Below are 13,770 nucleotides of genomic sequence, written 5' to 3'. Positions count from 1 at the left end.
GACACTGGGGGACGGCCCATTAGCCGTGGCCGGATGATGCGCCTAGCATCAGCCTGACCGAAACCGAAGCACCCCGAGGACCCCACGTGCGCTTTCGTCTGACCCCCAGGGAGACGAGCTTCTACGACATGTTCGCCGCGTCCGCGGACAACATCGTCACGGGCTCGAAGCTCCTCATGGAACTGCTCGGGGCGGACACCTCCGCCCGGGCCGAGATCGCAGAGCGTATGCGGGCCGCGGAACACGCAGGTGACGACGCCACGCACGCGATCTTCCACCAGTTGAACTCCTCGTTCATCACGCCGTTCGACCGCGAGGACATCTACTCCCTCGCGTCGTCCCTCGACGACATCATGGACTTCATGGAGGAGGCCGTCGACCTGGTCGTCCTCTACAACGTCGAGGAACTCCCCAAGGGCGTCGAGCAGCAGATCGAGGTGCTGGCGCGGGCGGCGGAGCTGACCGCCGAGGCCATGCCGAACCTGCGGACCATGGACAACCTGACCGAGTACTGGATCGAGGTCAACCGGCTGGAGAACCAGGCGGACCAGATCCACCGCAAGCTGCTCGCCCATCTCTTCAACGGCAAGTACGACGCCATCGAGGTGCTGAAGCTCAAGCAGATCGTGGATGTGCTGGAGGAGGCCGCCGACGCCTTCGAGCACGTGGCCAACACGGTGGAGACCATCGCGGTCAAGGAGTCCTGAACCGTCCATGGACACCTTCGCTCTGGTCGTGACCATCGGGGTCGCGCTCTTCTTCACGTACACGAACGGCTTCCACGACTCGGCCAACGCCATCGCCACGTCGGTGTCCACCCGGGCGCTGACACCGCGGGCCGCGCTGCTCATGGCCGCCGTGATGAACCTCGGTGGCGCCTTCCTGGGGTCCGGCGTCGCCAAGACCGTCAGCGAGGGGCTGATCCAGACGCCCGAGGGGTCCAAGGGGATGGGCATCCTCTTCGCGGCCCTGATCGGCGCGATCACCTGGAACCTCATCACCTGGTACTTCGGGCTGCCCTCGTCCTCGTCCCATGCCCTGTTCGGCGGCATGGTGGGGGCCGCGCTGGCCGGCGGCACCACCGTGTACTGGCACGGGGTGCTGGAGAAGATCGTCATCCCGATGTTCATCTCGCCGCTGGTGGGGCTCGGGGTCGGCTATCTGGTCATGACCGGGATCATGTGGATCTTCCGGCGGGCCAACCCGCACAAGGCCAAGCGCGGGTTCCGGATCGCGCAGACGGTGTCGGCGGCCGGCATGGCGCTCGGCCACGGTCTGCAGGACGCGCAGAAGACCATGGGCATCGTGGTGATGGCGCTGGTCATCGCCGATGTCGAGGACTACGGCGATCCGATCCCGGTATGGGTGAAGATCGCCTGTGCGGTGACGCTGTCGCTGGGCACCTACGCCGGCGGCTGGCGGATCATGCGGACGCTGGGGCGGAAGATCATCGAGCTGGATCCGCCGCAGGGGTTCGCCGCGGAGGCCACCGGCGCGTCGATCATGTTCACCACGGCGTACCTGTTCACGGCGCCGGTCTCGACCACCCATGTGATCACCTCGGCGATCATGGGCGTGGGCGCCACCAAGCGGGTCAACGCCGTGCGGTGGGGCGTCGCCAAGAACATCATCCTCGGCTGGTTCATCACCATGCCGGCGGCGGCCACGGTCGCGGCCGCCTCGTTCGGGATCGTGCACCTCGCCTTCCTGTGAGGTCACGCAGGACAGACGAGTGGGCCCGCCCCCCGGGAGCCAGGGGGCGGGCCCTTTCCGTCCTCGCGGTGGCACCGCCATGCAGCACCGCGAGGGGATCGGGGAGGCTCAGCCGAAGCGGCCCGAGATGTAGTCCTCCGTCGCCTGGACCGACGGGTTGGAGAAGATGCGCTCCGTCTCGTCGATCTCGATGAGCTTGCCGGGCTGGCCGACCGCCGAGAGGTTGAAGAAGGCGGTGCGGTCCGAGACACGGGCCGCCTGCTGCATGTTGTGCGTCACGATGACGATCGTGAAGCGCTCCTTCAGCTCGCCGATCAGATCCTCGATGGCGAGGGTGGAGATCGGGTCGAGGGCCGAGCAGGGCTCGTCCATGAGCAGGACGTTCGGCTCGACCGCGATGGCGCGGGCGATGCACAGACGCTGCTGCTGACCACCGGACAGGCCGGAGCCGGGCTTGTTCAGCCGGTCCTTGACCTCGTTCCAGAGGTTGGCGCCCTTGAGCGACTTCTCGACGATGTCGCTGAGCTCGCTCTTCTTGTAGTTGCCGTTCAGGCGCAGGCCCGCGGCCACGTTGTCGAAGATCGACATCGTGGGGAAGGGGTTCGGGCGCTGGAAGACCATGCCCACCTCGCGGCGGACCGTCACCGGGTCGACGCCGGCGCCGTACAGGTCCTCGTTGTCCAGCATCACCTTGCCCTCGACACGGCCGCCGGGGGTGACCTCGTGCATGCGGTTCAGGGTGCGCAGGAACGTCGACTTGCCGCAGCCGGAGGGGCCGATGAAGGCCGTCACCGAGCGGGGCTCGACGGTCATCGAGATGTCGTCGATCGCCTTGTGGGAGCCGTAGTAGGCGGTCAGTCCGCTTACGTCGATTCGCTTGGCCATGATTAGTACTTCACTTCCAGATCAGTCGGTCGCTGTATGGCCGCGTCAGCGACCGGTCTTCGGGGCCTTCCAGCGGGCGATGCCGCGGGCCACCAGGTTCAGGATCATCACGAAGGCGATCAGCGTCAGGGACGCCGCCCAGGCTCGGTCGTACGCGGCGGGCGAGCCGGCGCTCTGCGAGTACTGCTGGTAGATGTACAGCGGCAGCGACGCCTGCGGTCCGTCGAACGGGTTGTTGTTGATGAACGAGTTGCCGAACACCAGCAGCAGGACCGGAGCGGTCTCGCCGGCGATGCGGGCCACTGCCAGCATGACACCCGTGGTGATGCCGCCGATCGCGGTCGGCAGGACCACCTTCATAATGGTGCGCCACTTCGGGACACCGAGGGCCAGGGAGGCTTCCCGCAGCTCGTTCGGGACGAGCTTCAGCATCTCCTCCGTGGAGCGGACGACCACCGGCATCATCAGGATCGCCAGGGCGAGCGCGCCGGCGAAGCCGGAGAAGCCCATGTCCAGGATGAGCAGCAGGCTGAGGATGAACAGACCGGCCACGATGGACGGGATGCCCGTCATCACGTCGACGAAGAAGGTGACGGCCTTGGCGAGGGCGCCGCGCCCGTACTCCACCAGGTAGATCGCGGTGAGCACGCCGACCGGCGCGGCGATCAGGGTGGCGATGCCGACCTGCTCCAGGGTGCCGATGATGGCGTGGTAGATGCCGCCGCCCGCCTCGGAGTCGGCGGTCAGGCCCATGGAGTGGGTCAGGAAGTAGATGTCGAGGACCTTCACACCGCGCGAGACGGTCGTCCACACCAGGGAGACGAGCGGGACCACGGCGAGCAGGAAGGCGACCCAGACGAGCGAGGTGGCGATCCGGTCCTTGGCCTGGCGGCGTCCCTCGACGCGGGTGGTGAAGACGTACGTACCGAGCAGGAACAGCAGCGCGGCGATCAGGCCCCACTGGATCCGGCTCTCGATCCCGGCGGCGAGGCTGCCGCCGACGGAGACCGCGAGGGAGCCGGCGGCGATGGCCCAGGGGGACCACTTCGGCAGCCGGGCGCCCTGGAGGGAGCTGGGGTGCTGGACTGCGGTGCTCATGCGTTGGCCCCCGAGTACTCCTTGCGGCGGGCGATGATCGCTCGGGCCGCGCCGTTGACCAGCAGGGTGATGACGAACAGGACCAGACCGGAGGCGATGAGCGCGTCCCGGCCGAACTCGGTCGCCTCGCCGAACTTGCTGGCGATGTTCTGGGCGAAGGTGCCGCCGCCCGGGTTGAGCAGGCTGCCGTGGATCAGGAAGTCCGGCGACAGGACGGTGGCGACGGCCATCGTCTCGCCGAGCGCGCGGCCGAGGCCGAGCATCGAGGCGGAGATCACGCCGGAGCGGCCGAAGGGCAGCACCGACATGCGGATGACCTCCCAGCGCGTGGCGCCGAGGGCCAGGGCCGCCTCCTCGTGCATTTGCGGGACCTGGCCGAAGACCTCGCGGCTCACGTTGGTGACGATCGGCAGGATCATGATCGCGAGCAGGATGCCGACGGTGAGCATCGAGCGGGCGGCGCCGCCGTCCCAGTCGAAGATGCCGGTCCAGCCGAAGTAGTCGTTGAGCCAGCCGAAGAGGCCGTCCATGTACGGAACGAGGATCAGGGCGCCCCACAGGCCGTACACGATGGACGGTACGGCGGCGAGCAGGTCGATGACGTAGGCGATCGGGCCGCTCAGCCTGCGCGGGGCGTAGTGCGTGAGGAACAGCGCGATGGCGACGGCGACCGGGACGGCGATGACCATGGCGATGATCGAGGAGACGACGGTGCCGTAGGCCAGGACCGCGATGCCGAAGACCGGGGGCTGGGAGCTGGTGTTCCACTCGAAGGTGGTGAGGAAGTTGCCCTCGTTGTCGCTGATGGCGATGGCGGCGCGCCAGGTCAGGAAGACCGCGATCGCGGCCATGATCGCCAGCAGGAAGATGCCGGAGCCGCGGGACAGGGCGAGGAAGACGCGGTCGCCGGGGCGGGTGGCGCCGCGGGCCGTGCGCTTGCGCTCGGTCACCGTCGGCTGGGGTGCGGGGGGTGGTGCGTCGGTTATCTGCGAAGTGGTGTTCATCGGGTTCTCCGGTCTGCGGAGTCGCACGCGGGGCGCGGCTCCTGGCGGCGGTGCACCGGACGGTGCGGTCCGGTCCCGTGCGGGGACCGGACCGCACACTCAGGTCAGCTCAGGTTGGAGATGGTCTCGCGGACCTTGGTGATGATCTCGTCGGGCATCGGGGCGTAGTCGTTGTCGGCCAGGACCTTCTGGCCGTCCTCGCTCGCGATGTAGTTCAGGAACGCCTTGGTGGCGGGCAGGGTCTCCGCCTTGTTGCCCTTGTCGCAGACGATCTCGTACGTGACCAGGGTGATCGGGTAGGCGCCTTCGGCCTTGGTGGCGTAGTCCAGCTCCAGGGCGAGGTCCGTGCCCGTGCCGACGACCTTCGCGGCGGCGATGGCCTTGGTGGCGTTCTCGACGGTGGCCGCGACCGGCTCGCCGGCGCCCGTGTCGATGGAGGCGGCCTTGATGCCGTCCTTGGCGTAGGACAGCTCCATGTAGCTGATGGCGCCGGAGGTCTGCTTGACCTGCTGGGCGACGCCGGAGGACTGCGCGGCGGACTGGCCGCCCTTGGCCTGCCAGGCCTTGCCGGGCTCGTACTTCCAGTCGTCGGGGGCCGCGGCGGCCAGGTACTTGGTGAAGTTGTCCGTGGTGCCGGACTCGTCCGAGCGGTGGAAGGCCTGGATCTTCAGGTCGGGCAGCTCGGCCTCGGGGTTGAGCTTCTTGATCGCCGCGTCGTTCCAGTTGGTGATCTTGCTGTCGAAGATCTCGGCGAGGGTCTTGGCGTCCAGGACCAGGTTGTCGACACCCGGGACGTTGTAACCCACGGCGACCGGGCCGCCGACCATCGGCAGGTCGATGCCCTGGCCGCCGGAGCAGATCTTCTTGGAGGCTTCCACCTCTTCGGGCTTCAGGGCGGAGTCGGAGCCGGCGAAGGCGACCGTGCCCTGGGTGAACGCGGTGATGCCGGCGCCGGAGCCGCCGCCCTTGTAGTTGATCTGGACGCCACAGGCCTGGGTGAACTGCTTGACCCAGAGGTCGATCGCGTTCTTCTGCGCGGAGGAGCCGTCGGCGAGCAGCTGACCCTTGGCGTCGTCGCACTTGATGTTGCCGGCGGCGGCGGTCGCGGAGGACGTGCTGTCACCGCCGTTGCCCGTGTCATCGGAGCCGCACGCCGTGAGGGCCAGGGCGCCGGAGACGGCGAGAGCACCGAGGGTGAGGGCCCGCCGGTTCATGCGCTGAAGCTTCACTTGAGGGAGTTCCTTCCAGGAGCCGCCGTCCTGAATTCGGCGGCGTGCGAGGACTGAGGGATGCGGACGCGTCTTGCGGAGCGCGCGCCACACCGCGTAAGGCCGAAATTAGGCAGATCAGGTGAAGGCGCCGATGGCCGTAAATGAACGCGGGGTGAACCCCTGTGGACGGTGCGGTGAGGTCACGGAACGCTTACGTCGAGGACACGGAGTGATTCCGGCCGGTGTCCGGTTCTTCTGTTTTGTCGGCTGTTTTGTCGGCACTTTATGCAGTCGGGTGACCGTGCACCAGCTCATCCACCAGGATCCGGTCGCGGGGCTGCGTGAGGCGGTGCCGGGCGGCGTCGGGGCGCAGCCAGAGGATCCGGTCCACCTCGGTGTTCGGGGTGAAGCCGCCCGAGACGGCCTCGGCCGCCCAGTAGCGGACCTGCTTGGGGCGGCCGTTCGCCAGGTAGTGGAGGGTGGACAGCTCGGCGCCGGGGGCGGCGCGGTGGCCCGTCTCCTCCTCGACCTCGCGCAGGGCTCCGGCCAGGGGGTCCTCGCCGTGCTTGAGCTTGCCCTTGGGATGCGACCAGTCGCCGTACTTCGGCCGGTGGACGAGGCAGATCTCCAGCTCGCCGTCGACCGGGGAGCGACGCCACAGGACGCAGCCGGCCGCCTGCACGACGGTGTCGTCGGTGGTGCTGCCGGTGGTGTTGTCCGTGGTGCTGCCGGTGGTGTCTTCGGTGGTGTTGTCCGAGGTGTTGCCGGTGGTGCTGTCGGTGGTGCTGTCCGTGGTGTCGTCGGTCTGGGGCACCGGGGGTTCACCGCCTCCTCGCCGGGGGCTTCAGGATGTGCCGACCGTCTGCTTCTGCCAGGAACGCTGGAACGCGAAACGTGCCGCCTCCACCTCGTGGCGCTGGTCGGCGTGGAGCACGCCGAGGGCGTACGCCGTCGCGGGGGCGATGCGCGGGGTGCGGGCCGCCGAGGCCGCGGCGGCGGCTGCCTCCGAGGCGTCCCGGTGCAGGTCGAGGGCCTGGCTCGCGGAGAGCAGCGATACGTCCACGGCGTCCTCGCCGTGCAGGACCTCGCGGGCGTAGCGGTGCAGGCGCAGGAGCAGGCGGACCTGGTGCCAGGGGGCGTCCTGGGGGTGCGGGGCCGGGTCCGGGGACAGGCCGTGGATCAGGGCCTCCGCGTTGTAGGGGTGGCCGGCGGTGAGGAGGGGGAGCGCGGCGACGGCGTCGGTGAGGCGTTCCTCCGCCGCGGTGGCGAGGGGGTGCAGGGCGGTGGTGGGGGCGGCGCGGGTGAGGGGGACCTCGCTGGCGAGTACGGCGATGCTGTCGGCCACCGCGTGGAAGCGGGAGGAGCCGAGGGCCTGGAGGGCGCTGCTGTGGGCCCGGGTGCGGGCGAGGGTGAGCTGGCGGTCCAGGAGGGCGCCGGCCTTGGCCGCGCCCACGGTGAGGTTGGCGCGTTCTGCGGGGGGCGGGGCGTTGAGCGGAGCTTCCTTGGCGCCGTTGGCCGTGGTGGGCGTCGGGTGGGACTGGGGGCCGGCGGTGCCGGGTTCCGCTGTGCCCACCCGTTCCGCCCCAGCGGAACGACCGCCCACAGCTGCGCCTGTCGATTGTGCGGGGAACGCCGTCGCTCCCGACAGGCGGTGCAGGGCCGTCAGGAGGCGGTCCAGGCGGGCCGCGTAGGCGTGTTCCAGGGCCAGGGTGCCGGAGAGCCAGGCCAGTTCGGGGCGCATGCGTTCGGACCAGTCGACGTCCAGCAGGGGGCGGAACGTGTGCAGGCTGCCGCTGATGCGGCGGGCCGAGCGGCGCAGGGCGCGGGCCGCGTCGACGGACTCGTCCGCGCCGTGCTCCCCGGCACGGGACCTCGCCCGGCCGGGGTCGGCGCCGCCGGTCTCCCGGTGCAGCCGCAGGGCTCGAAGGAACTCCATGGCCTGGGTGCGCAGGTAGCCCGCGAGGGCGTCGCCGGTCACCTGCGCGGCCGTGGGGTCCGTCGGGTCAAGGTGTTGCTGTGCCACGCCGGCGCCTCCGGGCGTCTATGAGCATCTCCTGGACGTTCCGCAGGGGCTGGCCTTCGGCGTCGGTCGCGTGCCGGGTCCATTCGCCGTCCGGGCCGAGGTGCCAGGAGGCGGTGGTGTCGGACATGCCGGTCTCCAGCAACCGGTTGAGGGCCGCCCGGTGGGCCGGGTCGGTGACCCTGACCAGTGCCTCGATGCGGCGGTCGAGGTTGCGGTGCATCATGTCGGCGCTGCCGATCCACACCTCGGGCTCGCCGCCGTTGCCGAAGGCGAAGACCCGGGAGTGTTCGAGGAAGCGGCCGAGGATCGAGCGGACCCGGATGTTCTCCGACAGGCCCGCCACGCCCGGGCGCACGGCGCAGATGCCGCGCACCCAGACGTCGACCGGCACGCCCGCCTGGGATGCCCGGTACAGGGCGTCGATGATCGCCTCGTCGACCATCGAGTTGACCTTGATGCGGATGAACGCGGGGCGGCCCGCACGGTGGTGCTGGACCTCCTTGTTGATCCGCGAGATCAGGCCGTCCCGCAGGGACTTGGGGGCGACGAGGAGACGGCGGTAGGTCTCCCGGCGCGAGTAGCCCGACAGGCGGTTGAAGAGGTCCGAGAGGTCGGCGCCCACCTGCGGATCCGTCGTCAGCAGGCCCAGGTCCTCGTAGAGCCGTGCCGTCTTGGGGTGGTAGTTGCCCGTGCCGACGTGGCTGTAGCGCCGTAGCGTGTCGCCCTCCTGGCGGACCACCAGGGACAGCTTGCAGTGGGTCTTCAGGCCGACCAGGCCGTAGACCACATGGCAGCCCGCCTCCTCCAGCTTGCGCGCCCACTTGATGTTGGCGTGCTCGTCGAAGCGGGCCTTGATCTCGACCAGGACGAGGACCTGCTTGCCGGCCTCGGCGGCGTCGATGAGGGCGTTGACTATCGGGGAGTCGCCCGAAGTGCGGTACAGGGTCTGCTTGATGGCGAGGACGTCGGGGTCCTCGGCCGCCTGCTCCAGGAACGCCTGCACGGAGGTGGAGAAGGAGTCGTACGGGTGGTGCAGCAGGACGTCCCGGCTGCGCAGGGCCGCGAAGATGTCGGGCGGGGACGCCGACTCGACCTCGGCGAGGTCGCGGTGGGTGCCGGCGACGAACTTCGGGTACTTCAGCTCGGGCCGGTCCAGAGAGGCGATGCGGAACAGGCCGGTGAGGTCCAGAGGGCCGGGCAGCGGGTAGACCTCGGCCTCGGTGATCTTCAGTTCGCGTACGAGCAGGTCGAGGACCTCGCGGTCGATGGACTCCTCGACCTCCAGGCGCACCGGCGGCCCGAAGCGGCGCCGCATGAGTTCCTTCTCCAGGGCCTGGAGGAGGTTCTCGGCGTCGTCCTCCTCGACCTCCAGGTCCTCGTTGCGGGTGATGCGGAAGGCGTGGTGCTCCAGCACCTCCATGCCCGGGAACAGCTCTTCCAGGTGGGCGGCGATGACGTCCTCGATGGGGACGTAGCGGCCGGGGCTGGACTCCAGGAAGCGGGAGAGCAGCGGCGGCACCTTGACGCGCGCGAAGTGGCGGTGGCCGCTGACCGGGTTGCGTACGACGACGGCCAGGTTCAGGGAGAGGCCGGAGATGTACGGGAAGGGGTGGGCCGGGTCGACCGCAAGCGGGGTGAGGACCGGGAAGATCTGGTGCCGGAAGAGGGTGAACAGGCGGGCCTGTTCCTTCTCCGTCAGTTCGTTCCAGCGGACCAGGTGGATGTCCTCCTCCGCGAGCGCGGGGGCGACGTCCTCGTGGAAGCAGGCGGCGTGCCGGGCCATCAGCTCGCGCGAGCGGGCCCAGATCATCTCCAGCACCTGGGTCGGCTGGAGGCCGGAGGCGGAGCGGGTGGCGACGCCGGTGGCGATACGGCGCTTGAGGCCGGCCACCCGGACCATGAAGAACTCGTCCAGGTTGCTGGCGAAGATCGCCAGGAAGTTGGCCCGCTCCAGCAGCGGGGTCGTCGGGTCCTCGGCGAGTTCGAGGACCCGCTCGTTGAACGCCAGCCAGCTGCGCTCGCGGTCCAGGAAGCGGCCCTGGGGCAGCGGTTGCCCGTCGGTCGGCGCCTCCTCGTAGGCATCGAGGTCGGCGTCGATGTCGGGTTCCAGGTCGGAAACCGAACCGGCCACCGTGCGCGAGCGGTGCGCGGCTATGGAGCCCACGGAGGGCTGGGCGTGCTGGACCGGTGCCTGGGCGTTGGGCTGGCTCATGGCCCCATTCTTCCGCGCTCCCGGCGATACGGGCGCGTCGGACGACGCGGGTGGGAGCACGGCGGCGAGGCGTCGGGCGTCCCCGTTCCCCGCGGTCCCCTCCGGGGTCGGCGAAGGCTCTGGCACGGCGGGCTTCATTGGCCGAGCGTCGCAAGGTCGTCTGAACCCGCGGTTACGGAGACATGGCGTGCGGGATATCGCGGGGCGGCTCCCGGGTCACGTACCCGGGTTCGGCGTCGAATGCGCGGCTGCTCCCGGGGCACCGGACGCCCCTCCCCCCGTAGGAGGGGCGTGCGGTGGGCTCAGCGGGTGCGGCGGCGCAGGAGCCAGAAGGCGGCCGCGACGGACGCGGCCGTGAGGGTGAGGAGGATGCCGCTCTCCACGTACTGGAGGGGCCAGAAGTGGGATTGCGGGTGCAGGGTCACCTCGGTCGGGGTGCTGGATACCTGGAAGGCGGAGCGGGGGAGTTCCGCTGTCCTGGGGCGGGTGAGGGCGGGCCACAGGTCCTCGCGGCGGGCCTGCAGCACGTTGTAGAGGACGAGTGCGGCGACGAAGGCCGTCCCGGCGGCGGGCAGGGCCCGGCCGAGGAGCATTCCGGCGAGCGCGCCGAGGGCGAGGCCGGTCAGGGCGTAGGCGACGGCGGTGGGGCCGGTGCCGATGTAGACGTCCGGGTGGTACCAGTCCCCGACCAGGTTCGGGTTGTCCTCCCCGCGGGCCCAGACGTTGAGCAGCACGGCGGTGCCGGTGCCCACGGCGATCAGGGCGGCCGGGACGGCGAGCTTGGCGGCCAGCCAGCGCACCGGGGTGACCGACTGCGTCCAGGCGAGCCGTGCGGTGCCGTTCTCCAGTTCGCGGCCGATGAGCGCGGCGCCCGCCCAGGCGGCGACCGGGAACATGACGTAGGAGAGGAGGCCGGTGATCAGGGCGAGGCCGTGGGAGTACGTCTCGTCGGCGGTGATCGCCTCGACCGAGGCGCAGGAGGGCAGGCGGTCGGTGGCCGGGGTGGCGCAGGCGCTGTTGCCCCGCTCGGCCTCGTCGGCGATGGCGGCCATCCAGACCAGGTACGCGGTCGCGGCGGCCAGCGCCAGGCCCCACAGCACCAGCGCGGCCCGGTGCAGCCGCAGCACGGCCCAGAGCAGGCCCGTGGGGCGGGGTGCGGGGCGTACGGCGGTGGCGGTCGCGGCGGTGACGGCGGTCATGCGGTGGCTCCGGTGCGGCGGTTGAGCAGCCAGAACGAGGCCGCGACGGCGACGGCCGCGACGGCGAGGACGACGCCGGTCTCCATGAGCTGGAGGGGCCAGAAGTGGGCGGGCGGGTGGTAGTCGACGTAGAAGCCGGTGATGTCGCGGTCGCTGAGGCAGCGGGGTTCGCCCACGCAGTCCGGGACCGGGACCCGGGCGCCGGTGGAGGTGAGGGCGCCGTCGCCGGTGACCGTGCCGAGGGCGCCGGAGTAGTCGTGGTTGATGTAGTAGTCGTTACTGAGGTGCGCGGTCTTGACCGGCCACAGGTGCGGGCGCAGGTCCATGAGCTGGATCAGGAGGACCAGCACGACCGTGGCCGCGACGCCGAGCGCGGCCAGTGCGCGCGGCAGGAGGAGACCGACCAGGGCGCCGACGGCGAGGCCGAGCAGGGCGTAGGCGGTGGCGAGGGTGCCGTTGGCCGCGAAGACGGCGTCGTTGTGCCACATGCGCAAGCCGAAGGTCCGGTGCAGCTCGCCGCCCGTGGTCCACACCAGACGGTGCAGCAGGGTGAGCGTGAGCATGCCTACGGCGATCAGGGCGGCCGGCACGGCGAGCTTGGCGGCCAGCCAGCGCGCCGGGCTCACGGACTGCGTCCAGGCCAGCCGTGCGGTGCCGGTCTCCAGTTCGCGGGCGATGAGCGCGCCGCCGGCCCAGGCGGCGGCCAGCAGGGGCACGAGGCTCATCAGGCTGCCGGTCGTGCCGAGGACCAGGTCGTAGCGGCTCATGGCGGGACCGGTGTAGTCGCAGGAGCGGCCGGGGCTGTCGGAGCCGCACCGCATCTGCCGGTACTCCTCCCAGGCGGCGTCCGCACCCGGCCCGTACACCCACAGCAGCGCTCCGCCGGCGAGGGCCATCAGCATCAGCCAGAACCACAGGGCCGAGCGGTGGATCCGCAGCATCGCCCAGAGCAGGCCCCCGGGGCGGGGCGCGGTGCGGGTGGCGGGGGCCTCCACGGTGACGGTCGTGGTCATGCGGCGGCCTCCTCGGCGGAGTCCAGGTGGAGTGCCGGGGCGTCGGGGGAGCGCAGGTGGGCCAGGACGAGCTCCTCCAGGGTCGGCTCGGTGGGCTGCCAGGAGGGGCCGACGGGGCCCTGGGGGCGGATCAGCGCGGTGCGCTGGCGGCCGGTGGTGCGGGACTCGACGACGGTGTGCGGTGGGTCGAGGGGGTCCTCGGCCCGGCCGGTGACCAGGGTGTGCGCGGCGAGCAGGTCCTCCAGCGGCCCGGAGAGGCGGGCGCGGCCGGCGCCGAGCAGCAGCAGGTGGTCGCAGGAGCCCTCCAGCTCCGGTACGACGTGCGAGGACATGACAACGGTGGTGCCGTGGTCCGCGGCGTCCGCCATGAGGGTGCCGGTGAGCTGGTGCCGGGCCAGCGGGTCGAGGTCGGCCATCGGCTCGTCCAGAAGCAGCAGCTCGGGGCGCTTGCCGAGGGCGAGGGCCAGGGCGACCCGGGTGCGCTGGCCGCCGGAGAGGGTGCGGATCTTGGCGTCGGGGTCGAGGTCGCCGTCGGCGACGATCCGCCGGGCGGTGGCGGCGTCCCAGCGCCGGAGGTTGAGCTCCTGGCCCAGGCGCAGGGTGTCGGCGACGGTGAGCTGGGGGTGCAGGGGCTTGTCCTGGGCGACGTAGGCGAGACGTTCGCGGGCCGCCGCGGGGGTGGTGCCGAGCACGGAGACGGTGCCTTCGGTGGGCCGGAGCAGTCCGGCGGCGAGGGCGAGGAGGGTGGACTTGCCGGCGCCGTTGGGGCCGACGACGGCGCAGATGCCTCCGGCCGGGAGCCGGAAGTCGAGCTGTGCGAGGCCGTTGGTGTGCCGCGGCGCTTTTGCGGTCGCTCGCGCAGTTCCGCGCGCCCCTGTGGGGCGCCGCCACGCGCCGAACGTCCTACTCAGTCCCGTTGCCTCGATGGCGATGTCCGTCATGCCTTGTCCCCCTTGAAGTGCTCGTCCAGTACGGCGGTGAAGAGCGCCGCCACGTCGTCGTGTTCCAGGCCCGCCGCCCGGGCCCGCTCCGCCCAGTCCGTCAGTTCCGCGCGCAGCGGGGAGTCGGCGGGCGCGGTGCTCAGGGACTTCCGTACGAAGGTGCCGAGGCCGCGGCGGGGCTCGACCAGCCCCTCGCGCTCCAGCTCGCGGTAGGCCTTCAGGACGGTGTTCGGATTGATGGCGGTGGCCTCCACGACCTCGCGGGCCGTGGGGAGCTTGTCGCCGGGTGCGAGCAGGCCCAGGCGCAGGGCCTGCTTGGTCTGCTGAACGATCTGGAGATAGGTGGCGACGCCGCTGCGCCGGTCGATGCGGTATTCGACCACTCGCTTCCACCACCCTTTCACTAAATAAGTAGTGAAAGGGTGGTGGAAGCTGATGCGAAAGTCAAGGCGTGGAGTGTGAACCGATCGA

The 13,770-nt window shown here is 70.6% G+C and carries 13 protein-coding genes; 2 read left to right on the top strand and 11 right to left on the bottom strand.

What is annotated here, in order from left to right; genetic code table 11:
* Positions 1 to 86: 86 nt before the first annotated feature.
* Together ICC28_RS17305 and ICC28_RS17300 are read left to right on the top strand one after the other, a co-directional pair.
* Positions 87 to 707, top strand: a complete 621-nt coding sequence (locus tag ICC28_RS17305) for a DUF47 domain-containing protein (protein ID WP_188289463.1) — start codon at positions 87 to 89, stop codon at positions 705 to 707.
* Positions 708 to 714: 7 nt separating this feature from the next.
* The gene (locus ICC28_RS17300) at positions 715 to 1,713 is read left to right on the top strand and encodes an inorganic phosphate transporter (protein WP_188289462.1); all 999 of its coding nucleotides are present in this window, start codon (positions 715 to 717) and stop codon (positions 1,711 to 1,713) included.
* Between the two features lie 108 nt (positions 1,714 to 1,821).
* Here the strand turns inward: ICC28_RS17300 and pstB are convergent, their stop codons facing one another.
* The 11 genes from pstB to ICC28_RS17245 all read right to left on the bottom strand — a co-directional run bounded on the left by pstB (position 1,822) and on the right by ICC28_RS17245 (position 13,682).
* A complete protein-coding gene (gene pstB, locus ICC28_RS17295) occupies positions 1,822 to 2,598 on the bottom strand; it encodes a phosphate ABC transporter ATP-binding protein PstB (protein ID WP_188289461.1) in 777 nt (258 codons plus the stop codon).
* A 45-nt stretch (positions 2,599 to 2,643) separates the two neighbouring features.
* Entirely contained in the window at positions 2,644 to 3,696 is a 1,053-nt protein-coding gene (gene pstA / locus ICC28_RS17290; RefSeq protein ID WP_188289460.1) for a phosphate ABC transporter permease PstA, read from the bottom strand.
* Complete coding sequence (pstC, locus tag ICC28_RS17285; protein WP_188289459.1) at positions 3,693 to 4,700, bottom strand: phosphate ABC transporter permease subunit PstC; 1,008 nt, start codon at positions 4,698 to 4,700, stop codon at positions 3,693 to 3,695. Before pstC ends, pstA begins: the two co-directional genes overlap by 4 nt.
* 104 nt (positions 4,701 to 4,804) lie before the next feature.
* Entirely contained in the window at positions 4,805 to 5,929 is a 1,125-nt protein-coding gene (pstS, locus tag ICC28_RS17280; protein WP_188289458.1) for a phosphate ABC transporter substrate-binding protein PstS, read from the bottom strand.
* Positions 5,930 to 6,194: 265 nt separating this feature from the next.
* Positions 6,195 to 6,593, bottom strand: coding sequence for an NUDIX hydrolase (locus ICC28_RS17275; RefSeq protein ID WP_188289505.1), 399 nt, complete (start codon positions 6,591 to 6,593; stop codon positions 6,195 to 6,197).
* 162 nt (positions 6,594 to 6,755) lie between these two features.
* Positions 6,756 to 7,934 carry a CHAD domain-containing protein gene (locus ICC28_RS17270; RefSeq protein ID WP_188289457.1) on the bottom strand — a complete coding sequence of 393 codons (1,179 nt, stop codon included), beginning with the start codon at positions 7,932 to 7,934 and terminating at the stop codon, positions 6,756 to 6,758.
* Positions 7,915 to 10,146, bottom strand: a complete 2,232-nt coding sequence (locus tag ICC28_RS17265; protein WP_188289456.1) for an RNA degradosome polyphosphate kinase — start codon at positions 10,144 to 10,146, stop codon at positions 7,915 to 7,917. Before ICC28_RS17265 ends, ICC28_RS17270 begins: the two co-directional genes overlap by 20 nt.
* A gap of 302 nt (positions 10,147 to 10,448) precedes the next feature.
* Positions 10,449 to 11,345: a hypothetical protein gene (locus ICC28_RS17260; RefSeq protein WP_188289455.1), complete on the bottom strand. Its 897-nt coding sequence runs from the start codon at positions 11,343 to 11,345 to the stop codon at positions 10,449 to 10,451.
* The gene (locus ICC28_RS17255; protein ID WP_188289454.1) at positions 11,342 to 12,358 is read right to left on the bottom strand and encodes an ABC transporter permease; all 1,017 of its coding nucleotides are present in this window, start codon (positions 12,356 to 12,358) and stop codon (positions 11,342 to 11,344) included. Before ICC28_RS17255 ends, ICC28_RS17260 begins: the two co-directional genes overlap by 4 nt.
* Positions 12,355 to 13,299, bottom strand: a complete 945-nt coding sequence (locus ICC28_RS17250; protein WP_188289453.1) for an ABC transporter ATP-binding protein — start codon at positions 13,297 to 13,299, stop codon at positions 12,355 to 12,357. The genes ICC28_RS17255 and ICC28_RS17250 overlap by 4 nt, the downstream gene beginning before the upstream one ends.
* Positions 13,296 to 13,682: a GntR family transcriptional regulator gene (locus tag ICC28_RS17245; RefSeq protein WP_188289452.1), complete on the bottom strand. Its 387-nt coding sequence runs from the start codon at positions 13,680 to 13,682 to the stop codon at positions 13,296 to 13,298. Before ICC28_RS17245 ends, ICC28_RS17250 begins: the two co-directional genes overlap by 4 nt.
* Positions 13,683 to 13,770: the final 88 nt, after the last annotated feature.

The organism is Streptomyces sp. TRM68416 (assembly GCF_014596915.1).
GTDB lineage: Bacteria > Actinomycetota > Actinomycetes > Streptomycetales > Streptomycetaceae > Streptomyces.
This window is presented reverse-complemented; position numbering and strand designations above follow the sequence as displayed.

Excerpts from the sequence above, each read along its gene's own strand:
- ICC28_RS17260 (WP_188289455.1), bottom strand. The coding sequence starts at position 11,345 with ATGACCGCCGTCACCGCCGCGACCGCCACCGCCGTACGCCCCGCACCC.
- ICC28_RS17300 (WP_188289462.1), top strand. The coding sequence starts at position 715 with ATGGACACCTTCGCTCTGGTCGTGACCATCGGGGTCGCGCTCTTCTTC.
- pstC (WP_188289459.1), bottom strand. The coding sequence starts at position 4,700 with ATGAACACCACTTCGCAGATAACCGACGCACCACCCCCCGCACCCCAG.
- pstB (WP_188289461.1), bottom strand. The coding sequence starts at position 2,598 with ATGGCCAAGCGAATCGACGTAAGCGGACTGACCGCCTACTACGGCTCC.
- ICC28_RS17265 (WP_188289456.1), bottom strand. The coding sequence starts at position 10,146 with ATGAGCCAGCCCAACGCCCAGGCACCGGTCCAGCACGCCCAGCCCTCC.
- pstA (WP_188289460.1), bottom strand. The coding sequence starts at position 3,696 with ATGAGCACCGCAGTCCAGCACCCCAGCTCCCTCCAGGGCGCCCGGCTG.
- ICC28_RS17250 (WP_188289453.1), bottom strand. The coding sequence starts at position 13,299 with ATGACGGACATCGCCATCGAGGCAACGGGACTGAGTAGGACGTTCGGC.
- ICC28_RS17255 (WP_188289454.1), bottom strand. The coding sequence starts at position 12,358 with ATGACCACGACCGTCACCGTGGAGGCCCCCGCCACCCGCACCGCGCCC.